Source organism: Fenollaria sp. C0166D3 (assembly GCF_056590255.1).
Genome location: NZ_JBWPVU010000002.1, coordinates 77,474 through 97,227 on the forward strand (window position 1 = coordinate 77,474; position 19,754 = coordinate 97,227).

Consider the following 19,754-nt stretch of genomic DNA (forward strand, 5'->3'; position numbering starts at 1 on the left):
AAACTCCTATATTTGATATGTTTTAGGCCATATGCCTAATATGTAAAAAAATAGTGTGACAGTAAAAACTATCACACTATAGATTATTTAAACTTATTTGTCTTCAGTTTTACCTTTTGAAATTTCGTTAAACTTTTCTAAGATTCTTTCTCTGTCTGAACCAAATGTTGATAGGTCTTCCTTAACTAGTCTGTCCTTTGGTAAACCTAGGTCAAAGCCTTCAATACCAGGAACGATAAGTTGGTTAGAGTCCTTTCCGTCGATTTCAGCAATCATCTTTTGAGCGTCTTCGCTTAACATGAAGTCGATGAAAGCCTTTGCAACGTCAACGTTTTCGCTACCTTTGAATATAGCAACTCCTTCTGGTACCCAGCAAACGCCGTCTTCTGGATAGATAACTGTTAAGTTATTGTCCTTAGCTGCGTCAAATGCTTTCTTGTCAGCAGGAATTATACCGATGGCGAATTCGCCTTGAACAGTTTTTTCTTGTGGGTCTTTACCTCTCTTTGAGTAGAAGTCAATGTTATTGTTGATGCCTTCAAATACTTTCCAGCCTTCTTCTTCTCCGTAGATGTCTAGTAAGCCCTTAAGAGCTGCATAGTTAGTACCTGATATAGCAGGGTTACTCATGATAACTAAGTGTTGGTACTTAGGATCAGCAAGGTCCTTCCAAGTCTTAGGTGCTTCTAAGCCTTTTTCTTCTAGAATTGCATCGTTAACGATGAAACCAACAACAGTGATACCCTTAGAGATGTATGCGCCGTCTTTGTCCTTGTATTCTTCAGGAACTGTAGCAGTTACATCAGATGTGTAGTTTTCTAGAAGACCGTCATCTCTAGCAGCCATGAAAGCGTCAAGTCCACCTCCGAACCAAAGATCAGCCATTGGCTTGCCTTCAGCCTTAGTTCTTGAGATAACTTCACCACTTGACATAGATAGGAATTCTACCTTTGCGCCAGTTTGTTCAGTGAACTTGTCAAATAAAGGTACATAAGAATCACTTGTAGCAACTACGTTTAAAGTTTTGCCTTCAAAGTTTTGTGTATCTTTATTTTCTTCTTCTTTGTTTTCTTCTGTGTTTTCAGCTGTTTCTGTTTGAGTGTTTTCTTCAGCTGGTTTTGTTTCGTTGTTATCTTTTTTACCGCAGCCAACTATTACTAGTGAAGCCATGATTAAAACTGATAACAATACTAAAAATTTTCTTTTCATAGTTTTATCCCTCCAGACGATATTGTAACAGAAACTTTACAAATAATCAAGATATATTGATTTATTAAATATTGAGTGCTATTGCTATAGAAAATATTTATACTTCTTTTACCTTAGTGACGTGTCACTATGTTTTACAATATAGTCAACAATCTTTTCTAAGTATTCCTTGTCAATGGCGTCAAAATTACTATATTCATAAGAGTCGATGTCCAAGACACCAACGCCGCGCGTCATATTATATATAGGAACGACAATTTCACTTTTACTCATAGCATCACAAGCGATGTGACCAGCAAAGCTATTAACATCGTCAACGATTTGAGTTTTCTTACTTGAGTAAGCAGTACCGCAGACGCCTTTGCCAAGCATTATCCTGTTACAAGCGGGTTTGCCTTGGAAGGGACCAAGTACAAGATTAGTTCCGTCATATAGGTAAAAGCCCGACCATGATACGCCATCAATCAAGTGATATATGATGGCAGCAGTATTCGCAAGGTTCGCTATAAAATTCGTCTCCTCTTGAAATTGACGCCTAATCATCTCGATGGCAAGCTTGTATTTATCTTCTTTACTTAAATTATTTGCTCTACTTATGTCAATCATTTAATCACCTCAAGAAAATATTAACATAAATATGATATTTTGTAAATAAAATTCATAATCTTGGGTAATAGTATAATGAGGAGGAGATATTATGTTATATTCAATTATAGTTGGAGCACTATCAGGCTGGATAGCTTCATTAATTATGAAAGTTGATAAACAAATGGGCTGGATCAAAAACATCCTTGCTGGTATCATAGGCGGCGGCATAGGCAAATGGATTGCGAAGCTTGCTGGCTTCGAAGCAAAGGGCGGCATGATCAACGACATCATAGTTGGTATTGTCGGCGCAGTTGTACTGATCTGGTTAGTTAATATGATTTTTGGAAGAAAAAGATAAATATTTAATTAGATGAAGAAACTCTTGGGCACTTGCTCAAGAGTTTTTTTGCTATATATAATGCGAAGTGACATTTAATAAATATAAAAAGCAAGTGCATATATTGTTTTTGAAAAAAAATGTGCTATAATGTATCTATCATAATTAGTATTAATTATAACATTATATATAATAGGAGGCAATTATGAAATTAGAAATCAAAATTTTGGGAAAAATAAAAAAATCAACCATAATAGAACTTATTTTTTCACTATTATATACTATGTGTATAGCGTTAATACCATATGTTCAAAAAGAATTGTTTAACGGTATAGGTAATAATACTAAAAATTTATTAATAAATTTAGGATTTACATATTTGGCATTAATCTTAGGTAGCGCTATATTTCAATTTATATCACAATACAATGAATGGAAGAGGGATAAAGAATTCACAAAGTACACCAAAGACGTTATTTTTAAGTCGATTTTTGGAAGGCCTAATTATGTATTTAAAGAAAAAAGCGTTGGTGAGTATTTAACCATAACAAATAATAATGTTGAAATCATAGAAGATGAATATTTGTCAACATATGTCGATATAATTAAATCTATTGTTCAATTACTTATATATACAGTTTCCTTAGTTGTTTTTGTGGACTATAGGATAGCCATTGCTATTATTTTAGCATCGCTTATAAGTGTAATAGTACCTAAAATAACTGCTAAGAAATTAGCAGAAAAAAGAAAGTTTTATCAAGATAGCTTTGGTAATTATACTGACACTTTAAACGATTTCTACTTGGGACATATGGGCTTGGATGAAGCATCAAAAGATGGAATAAGAAAATATCATTATCAAAGATTATCTGAAACAGAAGATCAAAAATTAGCATTTGGCAAATTTAAAACTTTTGTTAATATTGTTAACGGTTTTGTTATGGATTTAGTTAGTCTTACAGCTTTTATAATGGTAGGCTATTTACTTATTAGTGGTGAAATTACCATTGGAGCAGGGGTTGCAACATTTGCTTATATTGAAAGTTTTATTTATCCTATTAAATATATTTTAAATGATATAAATTCAATAAACTCTTGTAAGGAAATCGTTAGAGAAGCAAAGGAAATAGGCAATGAATATTTAGAAAATGAAAAAGAAGATAGCTGCATACTGCCTGAATATAATGAAATATCGTCTTTGAAATTAGAAAATTTAGAATATGCAATAAATGATTTTCGTTTAGGACCGGTAAATATTGAATTTGAATCAGGAAATAAATATCTAATCATAGGTGAAAGCGGCAGTGGTAAGTCAACGCTACTAAAGAGTATCGTTGGACAAATTGATCGCGATAGAGGGGACATTTATATAAATAATGAAAGCATAAGTAATAATTTGTCTGAATTTGCTTCAGAAAAAATATTTTATATTACTCAAAATTCACATGTTTTTTCAGTACCTTTTCTTGAACAACTTACGCATTTTAATGCCTATGATGACAAAGACATTTATTCTTATTTAAACAAATTACCTAATACCATTGTTAACAGACTAGTAAATTCAAATAATTGTAATGAACTAAGTGGCGGTGAGAAGCAAGTATTAAATATTTTGACCTGTGCTTTAGCTAAAAAAGATATTATTTTAGTCGATGAAGGATTGTCAGCTATTGATATTTATACTAAAAAACTTGTTCGTGATGAAATTATCTCCAATTACAATAGTAAAATTTATATCGAAGTATCACATGATCTTGGCACAGATAATATTGATTATTTTGACTATATAATTCGAATAAAAGAAGGAGAAGTTTCAAATGTATATACCAAGCAAGAATATATCTTGGTAAACAATATTTAATGAAACATATAATAGGAGGCAAGTATGATAAGAGATAAATACAAAAAGAATTTTCCTAAAATCTTATTATTATTTTTAACTGGAATAATCGTAGGAAGTTTAAGTATCTTCCCTATGGTTTTCATACAAAAGGTGATTGACTACTTAACATTAGGCATACAAAGTGAATTTATAAAATATATAATACTTTATTCGCTTGTATATATTTTTGTTAATATGTTTAAGATAGCTCTTGTAAATTTTGGATCAAAATTTGAGTTAAATTTAAATAAAGAAATAAAAGATGATATAGTCGAAAGCGTTCTTAATACAAAGATTGATCAGCTTGAGCAAGCTGGACGCAGTAATGTCTTTAATGTTATTATCGACGATTTAAAAGCGCTTGACGATAAACTTATACCGCTAATATTTGACCTAGGCTTTTCAATATCAAGCTTTATAATTGGGTCTATCATAATTATTAAGTACGACTACATCATGCTATTTGCGATGATTATAATATCTGCCATATCGACACTAGTTATTCAAAAGATTTTACAGAGCTCTGAGACAGCGTCTGAAAAGAGCCAAATACAAAGGCTTAATGTAATTAATAAATTTTTCGACATCATTGTTGGCGCGAGAGATATAAAGCTATTTAACAAAGAGAAAGTATTTACAAATGAGTTTCACGAAGAGAATCATGAATTAACTAAGCTTGATAAAAAAATCGTAAACATTAAAAATGTTTCTCAAGCACTTGTTAGTTTATTGTTTAATTTGATTATGGCGACACTAATTTTTATTGGAGGTATGCGTGTTAGTCAAGGCAGTCTCTCTGTAGGAGCCTTAATCGCCATAATATTGTATGCATCGATGATTACTGATCCAATATTTAATATCATAGAAAATCAAAAAGAAATATCCGCTTTTAAAAACTCAGTTAAAAGAATAGATGAGACTTTCAACAGCATAGAGAGAGAAAATATCGATTTAATCGAAGACTTTAAGAAAATCGAATTTAAGGACGTTTCACTAAAATATGGAGATAATCAAATCTTGAAGGATTTTAATTTAATCATAAATAAAAATGATAAATTAAAGATTAACGGCAGAACTGGTTCGGGTAAGTCGACCATCGCAAAATTAATTACGAATATGTATAAGCCGACTTCTGGTCATGTTTATGTCGATGGCAAAGAAAATCAAATGATATCTTTATCAGCAGTTTTTCAAGAGAATAAATTATTTAACATGTCAATCATTGATAACATCACATTCAAGTCCAAAGTAGATGAGAACAAGCTCAATAAAATCATTAAGATATGTAGATTAGATGAAGTTATTGAAAAATATGGCTTGAATAATATTGGTTTTGATAGCAGCACTCTATCTGGCGGCGAAAAGACAAGAGTATTATTAGCAAGAGCCTTATACAAGGACTGCGAACTATATATATTTGATGAGATAAGCACGGGACTTGACGAGACGCTCTTCTATGAGATATTTGATGACACTATGAAATATTTAGCAGCTAAAACAATTATCACTATCGACCATAAATACATTGACGAAAAGTATTTTACAAAGAGCATTGCTATATAAATGTTTTTGAAGAGAAGATAATATACGAGATTTAATAAATGGATAAGAATTTAATTTCTTATCCATTTTTTTGCATAAAGAAAGGCAGAACCATTTCGTTCTGCCTAATATAATTCTATTAAACTTTGCCTGTCACTATCTTAAATGCTAAATAAAATATCGATGCGACTTCTTGTAAATAGTTTTTGACTAGTATATCTTGTGGCGTCTTGGCTGAGTATAGCTCGTGCTTGATGCCGAGGTACTTACTTATTAAATCGATTCTAAACATATGAAAGCCGTTTGACACGATTAAGTACTCTTTATCTTTGCCGGCTATGTCGCTTGCGTACTCAAGATTTTCTATAGTATTAGTAGAGTGCTCTTCAGTAATTATGTCTGCTTCATCAACGCCAAGCGATACAAGATAGTTCTTTGCTATCATCGCTTCGCTTATAGTTTCGCCTAGACTCTCAGCGCCTGTCGTGATTATCTTGACAGCTCCATGTATAGTGTAGTACTCATACGCTGCGTTGAGCCTATACTTAAGTGCGAGCATCGGCTCATTGTTCTTGCATCTCGCTCCCGGTACTATGATGTACTCGGGTGAGCCAGATGGTCTCTTGCTATTGTTAAAAATAACTAAGATTTCTAAAACTATTGCCAAAGCTAAAAATATTTTGATTAATAGCTTAATTATTTTCTTTATCATTGTAAGATGTAGACCATAACTGGTCTTCTACCAAATTGTAAGCACTCCCAAACTGTGTCCATGAAAAGGTCAATCTTATTACCTTTAATAGCGCCGCCGGTATCTTGAGCGATGGCAAAGCCATAATCAGGAACGCCTGGTGTAAGGCTCTTTATATATAGCTTAGTGCCAAGCGGAATTACGCGTGGATCGACTGCAACAGTGCCTCTCTTAGCTCTTGCGCCTGAAGCAGTGATGCCGTAGCCCTTGTCGCCAGGTCTCTTGCCAGTTGATCTTGGGCCTGCTTCATATGCAGTTGCCACCATCTTGATGGCTTTTCTTGCGGTGAAGTCGCCTCTGTCGTTAGTAAAAACGTCTTTTGTTCCTTCTTCAAAAATTTGGTCAATAGGCTTAACAATAGTCTCAACGTGAATTACTTCTTCTTTAATAAGCTTGTCACCTGCATAATATTCTTTGCATTTGACTTTGTTCTTGCCGTTCACGCCTTGAACTAAAATTCTGCTTTGCTTATGTGTTAGCTCTTTGTTTTTCTTCTTAATAGTTTTAAAAGGCGCTTCGACTTCTTTTTCGATGACTTTAACGTCTACCTTTATTATACTTATCTTTCCTTCGCTCTTAAGCTCTGTATCTAAGTCCGGTATGACGATGTCGTCATCATCAACTTTAATCTTTAGATCGCTTAATAGTTCTTTAACAGTTTTACACGATGTCTTATATGTTTTTACTGTGCCATTGTTATCAATCTCATATACGTGAGTTTTTGCATCTTTAGCAAAAGAAAGACTTGTTACTATTAATAAGAATAGTATAAAATTAATTATTTTCTTCATAGTCTTCTCCTTTCGAATTTGTCATATATGATATTATAACAAAATTAAATCGCATTTGTCAAATCGAGGCTAAAACTCTATATCAAGTGAGACTGGACAATGGTCTGAACCTAAGACGTCATCAAGGATTGCTGCGTCCTTAATATTACCTTCAAGCTCCTTTGATACCAAGAAGTAATCGATTCTCCAGCCAGCGTTTCTCGATCTTGCTCTAGTTCTGTATGACCACCAAGAGTATTTATCTTCAAGATCAGGGTAGAAGTACCTGAATGTATCGATGAAGCCCGAGTCAAGTAGCATGTTGAACTTTTCTCTCTCTTCATCAGAGAAGCCCGCCTTGCCTACGTTTGCCTTTGGATTCTTAAGGTCAATCTCGTTATGAGCCACATTTAAGTCGCCGCACACAACAACGCCCTTAGTTTTTCTTAGGCCATTAAGGTAGTCTCTAAACGCGTCCTCCCAATCCTGTCTGTACTTTATCCTCTTAAGGCCATCTTGCGCATTAGGCGTGTAGACATTGACAAAGAAGAAGTCCTCGTACTCAAGCGTTATGACTCTTCCTTCAGTATCGTGCTCAGCTATGCCAAGACCATAAGTCACGTTTATGGGCTCAGTCTTAGTTAGTATCATAGTGCCCGAGTAGCCTTTCTTTTCAGCGTAGTTCCAGTACTCGTGATAGCCTTCACGCTCCATCATCAGTATTCCTTCTGAGATTTTAGTCTCTTGAAATGCGTATATATCAGCCATAGTGTCATCCAAAAACTCATTAAAGTTTTTTTTAAGGACGGCCCTTATACCATTAACATTCCACGAAATAAATTTCATTTAATCACCTCTTTTAAAAATTTTCACATCCTTATCACTATTCTATCACAAAAGACATTTATAATAAAGTTAGAAAATCAAAAGGAGGACAAGATTATGAAATTCGATGAATATGGTAATGAAATCATTGACGATGATGATGTCATTGAAAATCCAGAAGTAGAAGAGCTTCATGATGATGAAGAAAGTACTTTCACTCAAACAGATGAAGACGTTTATGAGAGAAGGACATATAGAAGGGCCAATGGTCCTGATAGGAATGATTACGATAGGCCAAGTGCAAGAAAGGCAAAGTTCTCATACAACGAAGTTAATAAAAAAGAAAAGAAGCGTTATGGCAAAGGCGTTCTTGTATGGTCAATTATATTTGCCATCTTCTTTGGTACGCTAACAGGTTTTGGCGGCGCTTACATCTTTAATAGAGCGAATAATGCATATAATTATGTGCATAGTGAGGCTAAAAACGATACACAAAAGATTACTATCGATCAACCGACTGAAATAGTCGAAGCGGCCACTAAGAAGGCTATACCATCTGTTGTAGGTATAACTACTCAGGTTATATCGAGAGACTTCTTTGGTAGACAAGCCCTTGGCAAAGGCACTGGCTCAGGCGTTATCGTTAGCCCTGACGGCTACATCATTACAAACGCACACGTGGTTAAATCAGAAGTGCAAAACACAAACGAAGGCTTCGACGATTTTCCATTTGGAGACGACTTCCCATTTGGCGGAGGCAGCTCAGGCAATAAGCAAGGCAAGACTAGTGATGACGACGATGATATTGATATAGATGAAGATAATAACAAGGCTTATGATTACAGCAGCAAAGATAAAGATAATATGAAGCAAAACAAAGGCGGTAAGATAAGCGTTTTACTTGATGATGGTTCAACACACAAGGCAAAGATAGTGTGGATGGACGAGGACATGGACCTTGCCATAATCAAAATAAATGCAAAGAATTTACCAGTTGCCGAACTAGGCGATTCAGACAAAGTGCAAATCGGTCAGATAGCTATCGCCATAGGTAATCCACTAGGACTTGACTTTAACAGAACAGTTACTTCAGGCGTTATCTCTGGTAAGGACAGAACCATAAAAGTAGATAAACAAGTTATAAACAATTTAATTCAAACAGACGCATCCATCAACCCAGGTAACTCAGGCGGACCGCTACTAAACTCAAAAGGTGAAGTTATCGGCATCAACACAGTTAAGCTTACAAACGCAGAAGGCCTTGGCTTTAGCATACCTATCAATATGATTAAAGGCGTTTTGAACTCAATTTTAAAGACAGGCAAGGCGCAAACAGCTCAACTAGGCGTATCCATCTACAATGCAAAGGACTACGAAGCCGCTCTTAGAGTCAAACTTAACACAAATAAAGGCGTTATCGTTCTAAGCGTTGCGAATGGAACTGCAGCCGACAAAGCCGGTATCATGGCAGGCGACATACTACTAAAGGTAGATGATAAAGAAGTGACTGATGTCAATACACTTAAGTCGATAATGTTTGGCTACAATATAGGCGACGAAGCGACTCTTAAGATAAACAGGAATGGCAAGGAAATGGACGTAAAAGTCAAGTTCACAAGCATGAATAAAAACTAATACTTTAGTACAATTATAAAATAAATTTATATAAATGATTGACAAATCTTATTATGTATGCTATACTATATATAGATGTAGATCAAGTATATGAAGGGTGGGATTCATCTTATGAACGAAATTAAGAGAATTAGAAAGAGTGTTGAGAGTATTTTAGGTAAAAAAGTGCATCTAACGACAAACGTTGGTCGAAATACCTTTGTCGAGGCACAAGGAGTGATTACCTCAGCATATCCAAATCTATTCACAGTTACGCTAGAAGATGGACAAAATAACGATCAGGTTATATCGTATACTTATTCAGATGTATTGACATCGACGGTAGTAGTAAAAATAATCTAAAAAATTTTCCTCACAGTGATGTGAGGACTTTTTTTTGCCTTTTTTCGTTTTTTTCATTTTTTCTTTAGCGGGGATGATGGCAGGGCCACTTCGTTTGTAAAAGTGATTTCATTATGACGAGCGAATGATATATGACGAGCGAATGATATATGACGAGCGAATGACAATTGACGATCAGATGGCATATGACGGGCGCTTATATAAGCACGCGCAAATCATATAAAAAATAAAACTATACATTGAATTTAAAATGTGTTATAATTAAATTAACAGTGGAGGAGTATGTGAAGGTCATGATAAAAACAAAATCTTATGCGAAAATCAATTTGCATCTTGAAGTCGTTTCTAAAAGGAACGATGGCTTTCACGATATCATCACTCTTATGTCTAAAATAAATCTTTATGATGAGCTTGTTTTTAATAAGGCGAGTGGCTTCACCATTAGCACGGATACTGATATAAAAGATAATATCATGAAGAAGGCATATGATTTTGTAAGAGAGATAAGAGATATACAGGGGCTAAGTATAGAGCTTAAGAAGAACATACCTATGGGCGCTGGCCTTGCTGGTGGCAGCTCAAACGCTTACGAAACACTTAAGGCGCTTGACGAGCTTTATGATCTGTCCTTGACAAAGGAAGAATATTTTGATATCCTTTTAAAACTTGGTAGTGACTGTAACTTTTTTACTTCGAAGTCGGCTGCCATATGCACAGCTAGAGGCGAAAAAATTAAGGAAGTAGAGGGACTTAAGAAGCATCACGTGCTCTTGGTTAATCCTGGTATTAATATTAGCTCAAAAGAAGTTTATGAGGGCATGGACTTTAGCGGCGAGCACTTAAGTAGTGAAGAGATTGAAGAGCTTATAAATAAGGATGACTTTACTAAGTTTAGAAACAATATGCAAGACTTTGTCTTTGAAAACTACATAGCTGTTAAAGAGCTTTACGACGAGATGAGCGCTTTAGGCGGCTTCAAGACTATGATGAGCGGCTCCGGCTCGAGCATCTTTAGTCTATATGACGACGAAGAAAAGCTTGATAAGGCTTATAAGCATATGAAAAACCGCTACCAATTTGTGATCAAAACTCAATTGATATGAGGTGATTTTTTGTTACAAAAGATATTAGAACCAATATTTACATTTTTATATATATTAATAATCATCGTTATGGATAATTTTATCAACAAGTATAATTATGCTGATAAGGATTTTAAGCTGCAAAGCATATTCACAAAGACTTATGTGGTCTTCGTCACCGCCTTCTTAGGCATCAGGACTTATGCTTTGTTCTTAAATGATGACGAAAAGATAATAAGGCTTACAAACATCTCTTTGTTTATAAGTTCACTTATGGTGCCAATACTACTGATAATATTTTATTATCTAGCGGCTAAATCGCTTCGCAAGAGAAGAATGCCTGAGGCGTCGAGCATAATATATTTACTTGTGGCGATACTATTAATATTAACGCTACTACCACAAAATGGCTGGTTCCAAGACAGAATCAGTAGATTTATGGAAGTCTTTAGGACCATAGTCATGCTCGTACTAACGGTACTAATCTTTATGAGTGTATTTAGAAATGCCGTCAGACGAAGAAATATCTCTATACAGAGGGCGTCCTTAATATTCTTTTTAGCGGGACTATTCTACAGTCTTGGCAATCTTTTAAAGTCTGTTAGGGTAAAGAACATATTTTATGTATTAAGTTTAGTACTTATACTAATTATGATATATTCGTGGTACAGAACCATTCGCAAAAAAACTGAAATATATAGAGTATAAAGGAGTTTTTAATGAAAAGACCTGTTTTTGAAGCACTATCAAAATTAAAAGATGAAAATTCTGTATCTTTCCACATGCCTGGTCATAAGGGAAAGAACACGCTTTTCAACTGGGGCGACTATATCCCAGCTATTGACACGACAGAAACTTATGGTATGGACAACCTACTTGAACCAAGAGGGGTTATTCTTGAGAGCGAGAAGGAAGCTGCTAAAGTATTTGGCGCAATGAACACTTTTTATGCTGTTAATGGCTCTACTGGAAGTATATACATCGCTATAGCGACTATTACTAAGCCGGGCGATACTGTTATTGTTCAAAGAAACTGCCATAAATCAGTATATAATGCTTTGATACTAAATAGACTAAATCCTGTTTATGTATATCCAAAGTATAACGACGACTATCACGTATTAACTGGTGTTGATCCAGATGAGATAGAGGACTTAATTCTTGACAATCCTGAGGTAAAGGCTGTTATAGTAACTCACACTAACTACTACGGCATCGCTTCAGACCTTGAAAGGATAGCTGAGATTTGCCATAACTATGGCAAGATACTTATGGTTGACGAGGCTCACGGACCTCACATGAAGTTCGATGACAGACTACCTAAGTCGGCTCTTGAATGTGGCGCGGACATCGTTATTCACTCAACTCATAAGACGCTAACTGGATTTACACAAACATCGATGATACATGTTGGCTCTGAAAGGATAGATATCAATAAGTTAAAAGACAGATTCCAACTATATACAACTACATCGCCATCGTATTTATTTACGCTATCGAATGAAACAGCTTGTGCGTATATGGACGGCGAAGGCAAAGAAAAGCTTCATCACAATGTAACTAAGTGCTTGGAATTTATTGAAGAGCTTAAGAAGATTGACAGAGTTGAAGTTTTTGAAGGCGATGACTTTGACAAGACTATCAAATCAAAGGATAACACAAAGATACTATTCAAGCTTGAAGGGGTTAAGGGCTCAAGGCTTAGAAAAGAGCTTTATGAAAGACACAATATTAGGCTTGAAATGAGTGACTACTACTACGCTCTAATATTTGCAACGCTAATGAATGAGGATGAAGACTACGAAAAACTTCTTGAAGCAATCAAAGACTTATCTAAGAACCTTTCTTACGAAGAGGTTAAACATATAAAGGTTAATATGCCTGATCCGAAGATCATAATCAGACCAGCGGATGCATATTACTCATCAAAGAAGATAATTAGCCTAAAGGACTCACTTGGAGAGATAGTTACTTCGCCAATAATTCCTTATCCACCTGGAGTGCCACTACTAGTGCCAGGCGAAGAGATTACTGAAGAGATACTTGATCACATACAATTCCTTAAGGAGTCAGACCTTAACATAGTTGGTCTACTTGGCGACGATCAAGACTCGCTGGTTGTAGTTGACTAATGAAGGGACTTGTAATAGCTCTTGAGGGACAAGACGGAACCGGCAAGAGCACTGTAATAGACGCAATCACAGGCTACTTCGATGAGATGGGCCTTGATTATATAAACGGGAGAGAGCCAGGATCGACTGATATTGGCGAGAAGATAAGAGATATCTTAGCTGACAAAGCTAATAAGGATATGGATTATCACACAGAGGCGCTTCTCTTCGCAGCATCGAGATCCGAGCTATATGACAAGGTGATTAAGCCAAATGTGGCTAAAGGCACATCGGTCATATTAGATAGATTCTTACTATCGTCACTTGCTTATCAAGGCGTAGTCAGAGGGCTTGGCGTAGATGAGGTCATGAAGATAAATGATTTCTTCTTAGATGGCTTTAGACCCGACCTTACTATACTTATGGATTTGGATGCGAAAGAATCTTATGAAAGACTGAAAAAGCTTGGTGAGCTTGACAGGATAGAGTCTTTGGGAGAGGACTTTCAAGAGAGAGTTCACCTAGCATACTTAAAGCTTTATGAAGAAAAACAGATGAAGCTAATTAAATTGGATGGTACTAAGGACAAAGCGAGCCTTGCTCACGAAGCCTTAGAGGAAGTAAAAAAATTAATGAAGGAGTGTTAGTATGAAACTAATTGTAGCAATCGTTCAAGATCAAGATGTTAATGCACTAATGGATGCTCTTACAGAAAAAAAGTATAGAGTAACAAAGCTTTCTTCAACAGGCGGCTTTTTAAAATCTGGCAACACTACATTGCTTATAGGTGTTGAAGATGACAAAGTAAATGAAGTTAAGGAACTTGTTGATCATAATTGCAAGACAAGAGAGATAACTACATCTTTACTTACTGTAACTATGCCTGGAGATACTTTTGTTCCATATCCACTTGAAGTAAAAGTTGGTGGAGCAACATTATTTGTGTTAAACGTAGAAGAATTTTTAAGAGTTTAGGAGTAAATTTGTGTTTGAGAAAATATTTGGGAATGATGAAGTAAAAAAAATACTTTATAACGATATCAATAATAATAAAATTGTATCGTCCTATATTTTTGAAGGCAAAGACAGTGATTATCTAGAAAGCCTTGCGATGGAATTTGCAGGGCTTCTTCTTAAGTCAAAAATTCCTGAGAAAAAAGCAGACTTTGCTTTGTTTGGTAAGAGTGATAAGATCAAGAAAGAAGACGCTCAAAGCATAGCAAAGGATGTTTACATAAGGCCCTTCGAGCTAGATCGAAAGGTCTATATGCTTCTGGGCGCAGAAGACATTCAAGTCGAGAGCCAAAATGTTTTATTAAAAACGCTTGAGGAGGCGCCAAGTTATGTTGTAGTCATCTTAGTTACTAAGAGCCTTAACATGATACTTGACACCATCATCTCAAGAAGCAAAGTCATTAGAGTAATGCCTCTTAGTAAAAATGAGCTTATGGATTATATCAATGAAAATTATCCGAAGCTTGATAATAAAGAGCTCTACGCATCCATTGCCATGGGCGATATAAGTGCGCTTAAATCCTTTATTGAAGATGAAAACCAGATGCAGCTTAGAAAGAGGGGCGTAGCTGCAGCCATAAACGTGTTAAAGGCAAAGCGTTATGAGAGCATCAAGGACCTTGCGTTTTTAGAAGAGAAGAAAGATGATATTGAAAAAATACTTACATACTTTGAAATTTTTATCAAGGATATAGCCTCGAGCGAAGAAAGGATAATTAATCTTGACTACAAAGACGAGATTAAAAGCCTTAAAGGGCTCGCTCTATATGACTTGGCCCACAGCATTGACATGATAGAAGAGACTAAAAGATACTTGAGTAACAGCGGCAATTTTAGACTGCATCTCGAGACTTTAGGTTTAAATATGATAGAAAAATTTGATAGGTGATTAAATGAATAAAAAAATAATTGGCGTAAGATTTAAGCCCATAGGAAAAATTTTTTACTTCGATCCTATGGAGCAAGAATTTACTACTGATGACAAGGTCGTAGTTGAGACTGTTAGAGGTCTTGAGCTAGGTGATGTTGTCATCGCAAACAAGGAGATAGACCTTGATGAATTTGGCATACCTCTTAAGCCGATCATCAGAAAGGCGACTGAGAGGGACATTGCTCAAAAGCTTGACAATGATAAGAGAAAGGCTGAAGCGAGAGAGATATTTGTTCAAAAGAATGAAGAATATGGTCTTGGAATGAACTTACTTGACGTTGACTTCACTCTTGATTTAAACAAAGTTATCTTTTTCTTTACAGCTGAGGGCCGTGTTGACTTTAGAGAGCTAGTTAAGGATCTTGCAAGAATATTTAAAATGCGTATAGAGCTTAGACAAGTTGGCGTCAGAGACGAAGCAAAGTGCATACCGTCAGTTGGTAAGTGCGGCAGAAAGACTTGCTGCTCGTCATTCTTGGGTGACTTCTCACCTATAAGCATAAGTCTTGCGAAGAACCAAGACCTAACGCTTAACGGAAGCAAGCTATCTGGCCTTTGCGGTAGACTTATGTGCTGCCTAAACTATGAGGCGGATCAATATAATGAATTAGTTGATAAGATGCCAAGGATAGGCGCAATAATTATCACTGAGCAAGGCAAGGGCGTTGTTATCGACAGATACATTCTTAAGCAATCCTTAAAGGTCGAGCTAAAGGAAGGCGACAACGTTGGCAAAGTTATATTGACTTTTGCTGATGAAGTTAAGGACACAGGCAAAATCGATAGAAATTATGTACAAGAATCATATACAGACGATGATAATGAAGATATTAAAAATATAGAAGGTGACTAGATGTTTATACAAGATAAAAAATTACTTATTGAATATGCTAAAAAGATGATTATAGATGAGCTAAGCGTCGGTACAGCTGGCAATCTAAGTATATACGACCCAGATGAAAAGGCGATGGTTATCACACCATCTGGCATTCCATACGATCACATGAACTTTGATGACCTTGTGGTTATGGACCTTGATTTAAATATACTTGAGGGCAAGAACAAGCCATCGACAGAATCATTTTTACACGCACTTGTTTATAAGAACAGACCCGAGATAAGAAGCATAGTTCATACGCACTCGATATATGCAACTAGCTACAGCACACTTCGTAGGCCACTTGAAGCGCTTCACTACATCATGGCTGACCTTGGCGGTGAGGACATAAAGTGCGCTGAGTACGCTACATTCGGCACGCAAGATTTAGCTGAGAAGGCTCTTAAAGCACTTGCCGATAGAAAGGGCTGTTTACTAGCTAATCACGGCGTTTTAGCACTAGGCAAGGACCTTAGAGAAGCCTACTCTAATGCTAGAACCATAGAATACATCGCGAAGATGTATCACATAGTGCGTTTCGAAGATGATGTTCACGTATTAAGCAAAAAAGATATAGATGCAGTTATTGAAAGGATGAAGTCCTATGGACAATAAAGATAGGATGGACAAAGACCTTGGCTTCATGCTAAAGTATGAGAACGTTGCTTGGTTTGAAGACGGCAAGGTTAAGATACTTGATAGAAGAGTCTACCCGATTGAAACGCGCTACGAAATTTGTTCTAACTATAAAGAGGTAAGAGACGCGATTAAGAACATGGTTACTCAAAGCGCTGGGCCATATACAGCCGCTTTTATGGGCATGGTACTCGCTGCATACGAAGCAAAAGACTTTACTGAAGGTAAATTCATTAAGCATATGAACGAAGCAAAGCTAGCCCTTGCCAATGCTAGAGAAACAACATCTTTTAGAATGGCGCAAGTAACACAAAGGGCCTATGATATTGCCAAAGACGCGATAGAGAAGGACCTAGTTCCATACGAAGAGATATTCAAAGGAGCAGTTGAGTCACTAGAGAGAAGGTACTCAGCCATAAACGAGGTGGCAAAGAACTTAGCAAAGCTAATGCCTGACGAAGGCGCCATCATGACGCAGTGCTTTGGCGAGACCATAGTCGGCTACATGATGCTTAGAGCGAAAGAGCTCGGCAAAAAGATTAAAGTTTATTGCCCAGAGACAAGACCATTCTTACAAGGGGCGAGACTAACAGCCTCAGTACTAAGGAGTCAAGGCGAGGACGTTACAGTCATCACTGACAATATGGGCGCGTGGACGATGAAGGAGAAAAACATTAGTTTATTCACTTCAGCAGCTGACAGCATCACTAAGGAAGGCTACGTTGTTAACAAGGTAGGAACTTTGCAGCTCGCAATTTGCGCAAAATACATGGGTATACCGTACTTTGTAACGGGCATACCTGATTTAGGTAAATCGATTGACGATATAAGTATAGAAAAGAGAGACCCTCATGAAGCGACATCCTTTATGGGTAAGAGCCATGTAATGAAGGGCGTTAAGGGATTTTATCCAGCCTTCGACGTGACACCGCCAGAACTAGTTTCGGCAGTCGTTACTGACAGAGGCGTCTTTGCACCATATGATTTAGCTTCATATGGCAATATGGGAGAAGTGGATTATTATTAAAATGTTTAAGGAAATGAATATTTACAAACAAATACTCATCACTATAGCTGTGGTTTTAATCTTATTTCTTGCAGCGACTTTTGCTTTTCCTGATAAAGTAGTCGGCTTTTTGACTAAGCTTCATCTTAAGAGAGAGAAGACCCTTAGTCTTGATAAAGTTTATTCAAGGAATTTGACTTCGGATATGAGAGTTTGCTTTAGAGATGGCCACATCTATTATCATAAAGATGGTACTCTCGTTATGACTGGGATGAGCGACGAAGAACTGATGAGAAGGGACTTTGAAGCGAAGACTGCGAATGTGCTTTTTAAGGACAAGTACATCTACTCGACTGATGCGCCAAATGGCATTGTCAATATTTTGAGCTACGATGACTTAAAGGACGTGAAGGATTTTAATTATGACGAAGCAATCTCATTTATAGATGAAAAGGGTGGCAGATACACTGCTTGGCTAAGCGACAACTTCAATGAAACGCTACGTGCTTATGACGACGACTTCACTGAGCGCTTTAGATACAAGGCCTTAAACCCGATACTCACATACAATGTCGACAAGGACTTCAAGACTATGCAGATAGCATCTTTCGACCCGTATTCAAGTGAGATTAAGGCATCTTTGTACAAGGAGATCAATAGAAAGGGCGAGAACAAACTTTATTACAAGTTTAACGACGAAGTCATTGCCTTTATCGCGGATCTTAAGGACATGAAGCTAGTCGCAACAAACAAGGCGCTATACTATATGCAAGAGGATGCGATTGTATTCAAAAAAGAGTACACAACTCTTAAGGACATAGCTGTCGATGGATCAAAAGTCTATTTGCTAGCAGACGATAAGCTTATGACGCTTAATAATAAAGCTGAAGTTCTTGACGAACACACATTTAATCAAAATGTCAAGAGCATGCTTAAGTATAATAACGACTACATCGTTTACTCAGAAAGAGAAATCTATATACCATATAAGGCTAAGTACTATATGAAGGATATGCAAGAGGATATAAGAAATATTTATGTGAGCGGAGGCTTTATCGCTGTAGTCTCTGATGAGAACATAACAATTTATTCAATAAAGATAGCTTAAAGTATAAGAATTATTTATAATAGTATAAAATATCTTGACAGAAATCTATTTTAAGTATAAATTATAAGTAGGAGGCGGTATTTATGAAGGAAATAGATGCAAGAAAATTGGCATGTCCAAAGCCAGTTATATTAACAAAGAAAGAATTGGACGCAATGGAAACAGGTGTAGTATGCACACTTGTAGATAACAAGGTTGCTACTGAAAACTTATCAAGACTTGCTGAGTCCATGGGACTTAAGGCTACAGTTGAAGAAGTGGGCGAAGACTACAAAGTAACTATCAACAAAGATCACGCTGTTGAAGTGAAAGCAGATGACGAAACATTTGTTATAGGTGTAGGCACTAACGTTATGGGTCACGGCGATGAAAAGCTTGGCGCAATACTTATCAAGAGCTTCATGTACACTGTTTCACAAACAGCTCCACTACCAAAGACTATAGTTTTCTTCAATGGCGGAGTTAAATTAACTTGTGAAGGCAGCGAAGTGCTTGAAGACATTAAGAACATGGCAGACAATGGCGTTAAGATCATTTCATGCGGCACTTGTCTAGACTTCTACGGCTTAAAAGAAAAGCTTCAAGTTGGCGAAATCTCTAATATGTACACTATCTATGAAACATTAGAAAAGGCAGATAGAAACATAGTTTTATCATAATGAAGAGATACGTTTTAAGCTTCAACTCAACTCACCACGCAATACTTGCTGAAGGCGTTTTTAAGAGTGAAGCAATCGAGTACAAGATGATACCAACACCAAGACACGTTAGCTTGTCTTGCGGCTTATCAATAGTCTTTAACAAGGATGACCTTGATAGAGTAAATAAACTTATCGAGGACAAGAAAATCGAAGGCGAGGTCTTTGATTACTAATGCTTCTATATAAGTTAAATGACCTTGTTAAGATGAAGAAGGCCCACCCATGTGGCTGTGATGAATTTAAAATCATCGCAATGGATGGAGCACTCACTCTTAAGTGCAGTAAATGCGATAGAGTAATCGAGTTTACTAAAGAGGACTTTGAGAAGTACGTGAGAAAAATCTATAGAGACGGAAAATTTATTAGCATAAGATGATGGAGATGCGATTATGATTTCGCATCTCTAT

The 19,754-nt window shown here is 36.4% G+C and carries 23 protein-coding genes; 18 read left to right on the forward strand and 5 right to left on the reverse strand.

The genetic code is table 11. From position 1 onward, the window contains the following. Window positions 1-93 precede the first annotated feature (93 nt). Both AC1EJ0_RS01580 and AC1EJ0_RS01585 read right to left on the reverse strand, forming a co-directional pair. The gene (locus AC1EJ0_RS01580) at window positions 94-1,209 is read right to left on the reverse strand and encodes an ABC transporter substrate-binding protein (RefSeq protein WP_480023051.1); all 1,116 of its coding nucleotides are present in this window, start codon (window positions 1,207-1,209) and stop codon (window positions 94-96) included. Between the two features lie 108 nt (window positions 1,210-1,317). Then, a complete protein-coding gene (locus tag AC1EJ0_RS01585; RefSeq protein WP_480023050.1) occupies window positions 1,318-1,815 on the reverse strand; it encodes a GAF domain-containing protein in 498 nt (165 codons plus the stop codon). Window positions 1,816-1,906: 91 nt separating this feature from the next. On the opposite strand from AC1EJ0_RS01585, the gene AC1EJ0_RS01590 reads away from it, so the two are divergent. The 3 genes from AC1EJ0_RS01590 to AC1EJ0_RS01600 all read left to right on the forward strand — a co-directional run bounded on the left by AC1EJ0_RS01590 (window position 1,907) and on the right by AC1EJ0_RS01600 (window position 5,579). Further along, window positions 1,907-2,155, forward strand: a complete 249-nt coding sequence (locus AC1EJ0_RS01590) for a GlsB/YeaQ/YmgE family stress response membrane protein (RefSeq protein WP_480023049.1) — start codon at window positions 1,907-1,909, stop codon at window positions 2,153-2,155. Between the two features lie 184 nt (window positions 2,156-2,339). After that, window positions 2,340-3,995: an ATP-binding cassette domain-containing protein gene (locus tag AC1EJ0_RS01595; RefSeq protein WP_480023048.1), complete on the forward strand. Its 1,656-nt coding sequence runs from the start codon at window positions 2,340-2,342 to the stop codon at window positions 3,993-3,995. A gap of 24 nt (window positions 3,996-4,019) precedes the next feature. After that, a complete protein-coding gene (locus AC1EJ0_RS01600; RefSeq protein ID WP_480023047.1) occupies window positions 4,020-5,579 on the forward strand; it encodes an ABC transporter transmembrane domain-containing protein in 1,560 nt (519 codons plus the stop codon). Window positions 5,580-5,697: 118 nt separating this feature from the next. Here AC1EJ0_RS01600 and AC1EJ0_RS01605 read toward each other — a convergent pair whose 3' ends face one another. The 3 genes from AC1EJ0_RS01605 to AC1EJ0_RS01615 all read right to left on the reverse strand — a co-directional run bounded on the left by AC1EJ0_RS01605 (window position 5,698) and on the right by AC1EJ0_RS01615 (window position 7,925). Beyond that, window positions 5,698-6,270: a YdcF family protein gene (locus tag AC1EJ0_RS01605; protein WP_480023046.1), complete on the reverse strand. Its 573-nt coding sequence runs from the start codon at window positions 6,268-6,270 to the stop codon at window positions 5,698-5,700. Next, entirely contained in the window at window positions 6,267-7,100 is an 834-nt protein-coding gene (locus AC1EJ0_RS01610) for a G5 and 3D domain-containing protein (RefSeq protein WP_480023045.1), read from the reverse strand. The genes AC1EJ0_RS01605 and AC1EJ0_RS01610 overlap by 4 nt, the downstream gene beginning before the upstream one ends. A gap of 69 nt (window positions 7,101-7,169) precedes the next feature. Continuing rightward, entirely contained in the window at window positions 7,170-7,925 is a 756-nt protein-coding gene (locus AC1EJ0_RS01615) for an exodeoxyribonuclease III (protein ID WP_294984272.1), read from the reverse strand. 96 nt (window positions 7,926-8,021) lie between these two features. Between AC1EJ0_RS01615 and AC1EJ0_RS01620 the strand changes: the two genes are divergently transcribed. The 15 genes from AC1EJ0_RS01620 (at window position 8,022) to AC1EJ0_RS01690 (ending at window position 19,723) form a co-directional block, all read left to right on the forward strand. Then, window positions 8,022-9,539, forward strand: coding sequence for a S1C family serine protease (locus tag AC1EJ0_RS01620; protein WP_480023044.1), 1,518 nt, complete (start codon window positions 8,022-8,024; stop codon window positions 9,537-9,539). A gap of 111 nt (window positions 9,540-9,650) precedes the next feature. Continuing rightward, window positions 9,651-9,881 (forward strand): Veg family protein, encoded by a 231-nt coding sequence (locus tag AC1EJ0_RS01625; protein ID WP_058259979.1) that lies wholly within the window; start codon window positions 9,651-9,653, stop codon window positions 9,879-9,881. 293 nt (window positions 9,882-10,174) lie between these two features. After that, window positions 10,175-10,984 (forward strand): 4-(cytidine 5'-diphospho)-2-C-methyl-D-erythritol kinase, encoded by an 810-nt coding sequence (ispE, locus tag AC1EJ0_RS01630; RefSeq protein ID WP_480023103.1) that lies wholly within the window; start codon window positions 10,175-10,177, stop codon window positions 10,982-10,984. A gap of 9 nt (window positions 10,985-10,993) precedes the next feature. Then, the gene (locus AC1EJ0_RS01635) at window positions 10,994-11,671 is read left to right on the forward strand and encodes a hypothetical protein (RefSeq protein WP_480023043.1); all 678 of its coding nucleotides are present in this window, start codon (window positions 10,994-10,996) and stop codon (window positions 11,669-11,671) included. Between the two features lie 11 nt (window positions 11,672-11,682). Continuing rightward, window positions 11,683-13,095 (forward strand): aminotransferase class I/II-fold pyridoxal phosphate-dependent enzyme, encoded by a 1,413-nt coding sequence (locus tag AC1EJ0_RS01640; RefSeq protein WP_058259982.1) that lies wholly within the window; start codon window positions 11,683-11,685, stop codon window positions 13,093-13,095. After that, a complete protein-coding gene (tmk, locus tag AC1EJ0_RS01645) occupies window positions 13,095-13,721 on the forward strand; it encodes a dTMP kinase (RefSeq protein ID WP_480023042.1) in 627 nt (208 codons plus the stop codon). Before AC1EJ0_RS01640 ends, tmk begins: the two co-directional genes overlap by 1 nt. A 1-nt stretch (window position 13,722) precedes the next feature. Then, complete coding sequence (locus tag AC1EJ0_RS01650) at window positions 13,723-14,049, forward strand: cyclic-di-AMP receptor (RefSeq protein ID WP_058259984.1); 327 nt, start codon at window positions 13,723-13,725, stop codon at window positions 14,047-14,049. A 10-nt stretch (window positions 14,050-14,059) separates the two neighbouring features. Continuing rightward, window positions 14,060-14,977: a hypothetical protein gene (locus AC1EJ0_RS01655; RefSeq protein ID WP_480023041.1), complete on the forward strand. Its 918-nt coding sequence runs from the start codon at window positions 14,060-14,062 to the stop codon at window positions 14,975-14,977. A 4-nt stretch (window positions 14,978-14,981) separates the two neighbouring features. Continuing rightward, entirely contained in the window at window positions 14,982-15,872 is an 891-nt protein-coding gene (locus tag AC1EJ0_RS01660) for a PSP1 domain-containing protein (protein WP_480023040.1), read from the forward strand. Continuing rightward, window positions 15,873-16,511, forward strand: a complete 639-nt coding sequence (locus tag AC1EJ0_RS01665; RefSeq protein WP_480023039.1) for a class II aldolase/adducin family protein — start codon at window positions 15,873-15,875, stop codon at window positions 16,509-16,511. Further along, entirely contained in the window at window positions 16,501-17,559 is a 1,059-nt protein-coding gene (locus tag AC1EJ0_RS01670; protein WP_480023038.1) for an S-methyl-5-thioribose-1-phosphate isomerase, read from the forward strand. Before AC1EJ0_RS01665 ends, AC1EJ0_RS01670 begins: the two co-directional genes overlap by 11 nt. Before the next feature lies 1 nt (window position 17,560). Beyond that, window positions 17,561-18,646: a hypothetical protein gene (locus tag AC1EJ0_RS01675; protein ID WP_480023037.1), complete on the forward strand. Its 1,086-nt coding sequence runs from the start codon at window positions 17,561-17,563 to the stop codon at window positions 18,644-18,646. A gap of 83 nt (window positions 18,647-18,729) precedes the next feature. Next, window positions 18,730-19,305 (forward strand): sulfurtransferase-like selenium metabolism protein YedF, encoded by a 576-nt coding sequence (yedF, locus tag AC1EJ0_RS01680; RefSeq protein ID WP_320603840.1) that lies wholly within the window; start codon window positions 18,730-18,732, stop codon window positions 19,303-19,305. Next, window positions 19,305-19,520 (forward strand): putative Se/S carrier protein, encoded by a 216-nt coding sequence (locus AC1EJ0_RS01685; protein WP_058259991.1) that lies wholly within the window; start codon window positions 19,305-19,307, stop codon window positions 19,518-19,520. The genes yedF and AC1EJ0_RS01685 overlap by 1 nt, the downstream gene beginning before the upstream one ends. Further along, window positions 19,520-19,723, forward strand: a complete 204-nt coding sequence (locus AC1EJ0_RS01690) for a DUF951 domain-containing protein (protein WP_480023036.1) — start codon at window positions 19,520-19,522, stop codon at window positions 19,721-19,723. The genes AC1EJ0_RS01685 and AC1EJ0_RS01690 overlap by 1 nt, the downstream gene beginning before the upstream one ends. Window positions 19,724-19,754: the final 31 nt, after the last annotated feature.

Bases quoted from the DNA above. Each gene is read 5' to 3' on its own strand.
- AC1EJ0_RS01580 (WP_480023051.1), bottom strand. From the start codon at position 1,209: ATGAAAAGAAAATTTTTAGTATTGTTATCAGTTTTAATCATGGCTTCA.
- AC1EJ0_RS01585 (WP_480023050.1), bottom strand. From the start codon at position 1,815: ATGATTGACATAAGTAGAGCAAATAATTTAAGTAAAGAAGATAAATAC.
- AC1EJ0_RS01590 (WP_480023049.1), top strand. From the start codon at position 1,907: ATGTTATATTCAATTATAGTTGGAGCACTATCAGGCTGGATAGCTTCA.
- AC1EJ0_RS01595 (WP_480023048.1), top strand. From the start codon at position 2,340: ATGAAATTAGAAATCAAAATTTTGGGAAAAATAAAAAAATCAACCATA.
- AC1EJ0_RS01600 (WP_480023047.1), top strand. From the start codon at position 4,020: ATGATAAGAGATAAATACAAAAAGAATTTTCCTAAAATCTTATTATTA.
- AC1EJ0_RS01605 (WP_480023046.1), bottom strand. From the start codon at position 6,270: ATGATAAAGAAAATAATTAAGCTATTAATCAAAATATTTTTAGCTTTG.
- AC1EJ0_RS01610 (WP_480023045.1), bottom strand. From the start codon at position 7,100: ATGAAGAAAATAATTAATTTTATACTATTCTTATTAATAGTAACAAGT.
- AC1EJ0_RS01615 (WP_294984272.1), bottom strand. From the start codon at position 7,925: ATGAAATTTATTTCGTGGAATGTTAATGGTATAAGGGCCGTCCTTAAA.
- AC1EJ0_RS01620 (WP_480023044.1), top strand. From the start codon at position 8,022: ATGAAATTCGATGAATATGGTAATGAAATCATTGACGATGATGATGTC.
- AC1EJ0_RS01625 (WP_058259979.1), top strand. From the start codon at position 9,651: ATGAACGAAATTAAGAGAATTAGAAAGAGTGTTGAGAGTATTTTAGGT.
- ispE (WP_480023103.1), top strand. From the start codon at position 10,175: ATGATAAAAACAAAATCTTATGCGAAAATCAATTTGCATCTTGAAGTC.
- AC1EJ0_RS01640 (WP_058259982.1), top strand. From the start codon at position 11,683: ATGAAAAGACCTGTTTTTGAAGCACTATCAAAATTAAAAGATGAAAAT.
- tmk (WP_480023042.1), top strand. From the start codon at position 13,095: ATGAAGGGACTTGTAATAGCTCTTGAGGGACAAGACGGAACCGGCAAG.
- AC1EJ0_RS01650 (WP_058259984.1), top strand. From the start codon at position 13,723: ATGAAACTAATTGTAGCAATCGTTCAAGATCAAGATGTTAATGCACTA.
- AC1EJ0_RS01660 (WP_480023040.1), top strand. From the start codon at position 14,982: ATGAATAAAAAAATAATTGGCGTAAGATTTAAGCCCATAGGAAAAATT.
- AC1EJ0_RS01665 (WP_480023039.1), top strand. From the start codon at position 15,873: ATGTTTATACAAGATAAAAAATTACTTATTGAATATGCTAAAAAGATG.
- AC1EJ0_RS01670 (WP_480023038.1), top strand. From the start codon at position 16,501: ATGGACAATAAAGATAGGATGGACAAAGACCTTGGCTTCATGCTAAAG.
- AC1EJ0_RS01675 (WP_480023037.1), top strand. From the start codon at position 17,561: ATGTTTAAGGAAATGAATATTTACAAACAAATACTCATCACTATAGCT.
- yedF (WP_320603840.1), top strand. From the start codon at position 18,730: ATGAAGGAAATAGATGCAAGAAAATTGGCATGTCCAAAGCCAGTTATA.
- AC1EJ0_RS01685 (WP_058259991.1), top strand. From the start codon at position 19,305: ATGAAGAGATACGTTTTAAGCTTCAACTCAACTCACCACGCAATACTT.
- AC1EJ0_RS01690 (WP_480023036.1), top strand. From the start codon at position 19,520: ATGCTTCTATATAAGTTAAATGACCTTGTTAAGATGAAGAAGGCCCAC.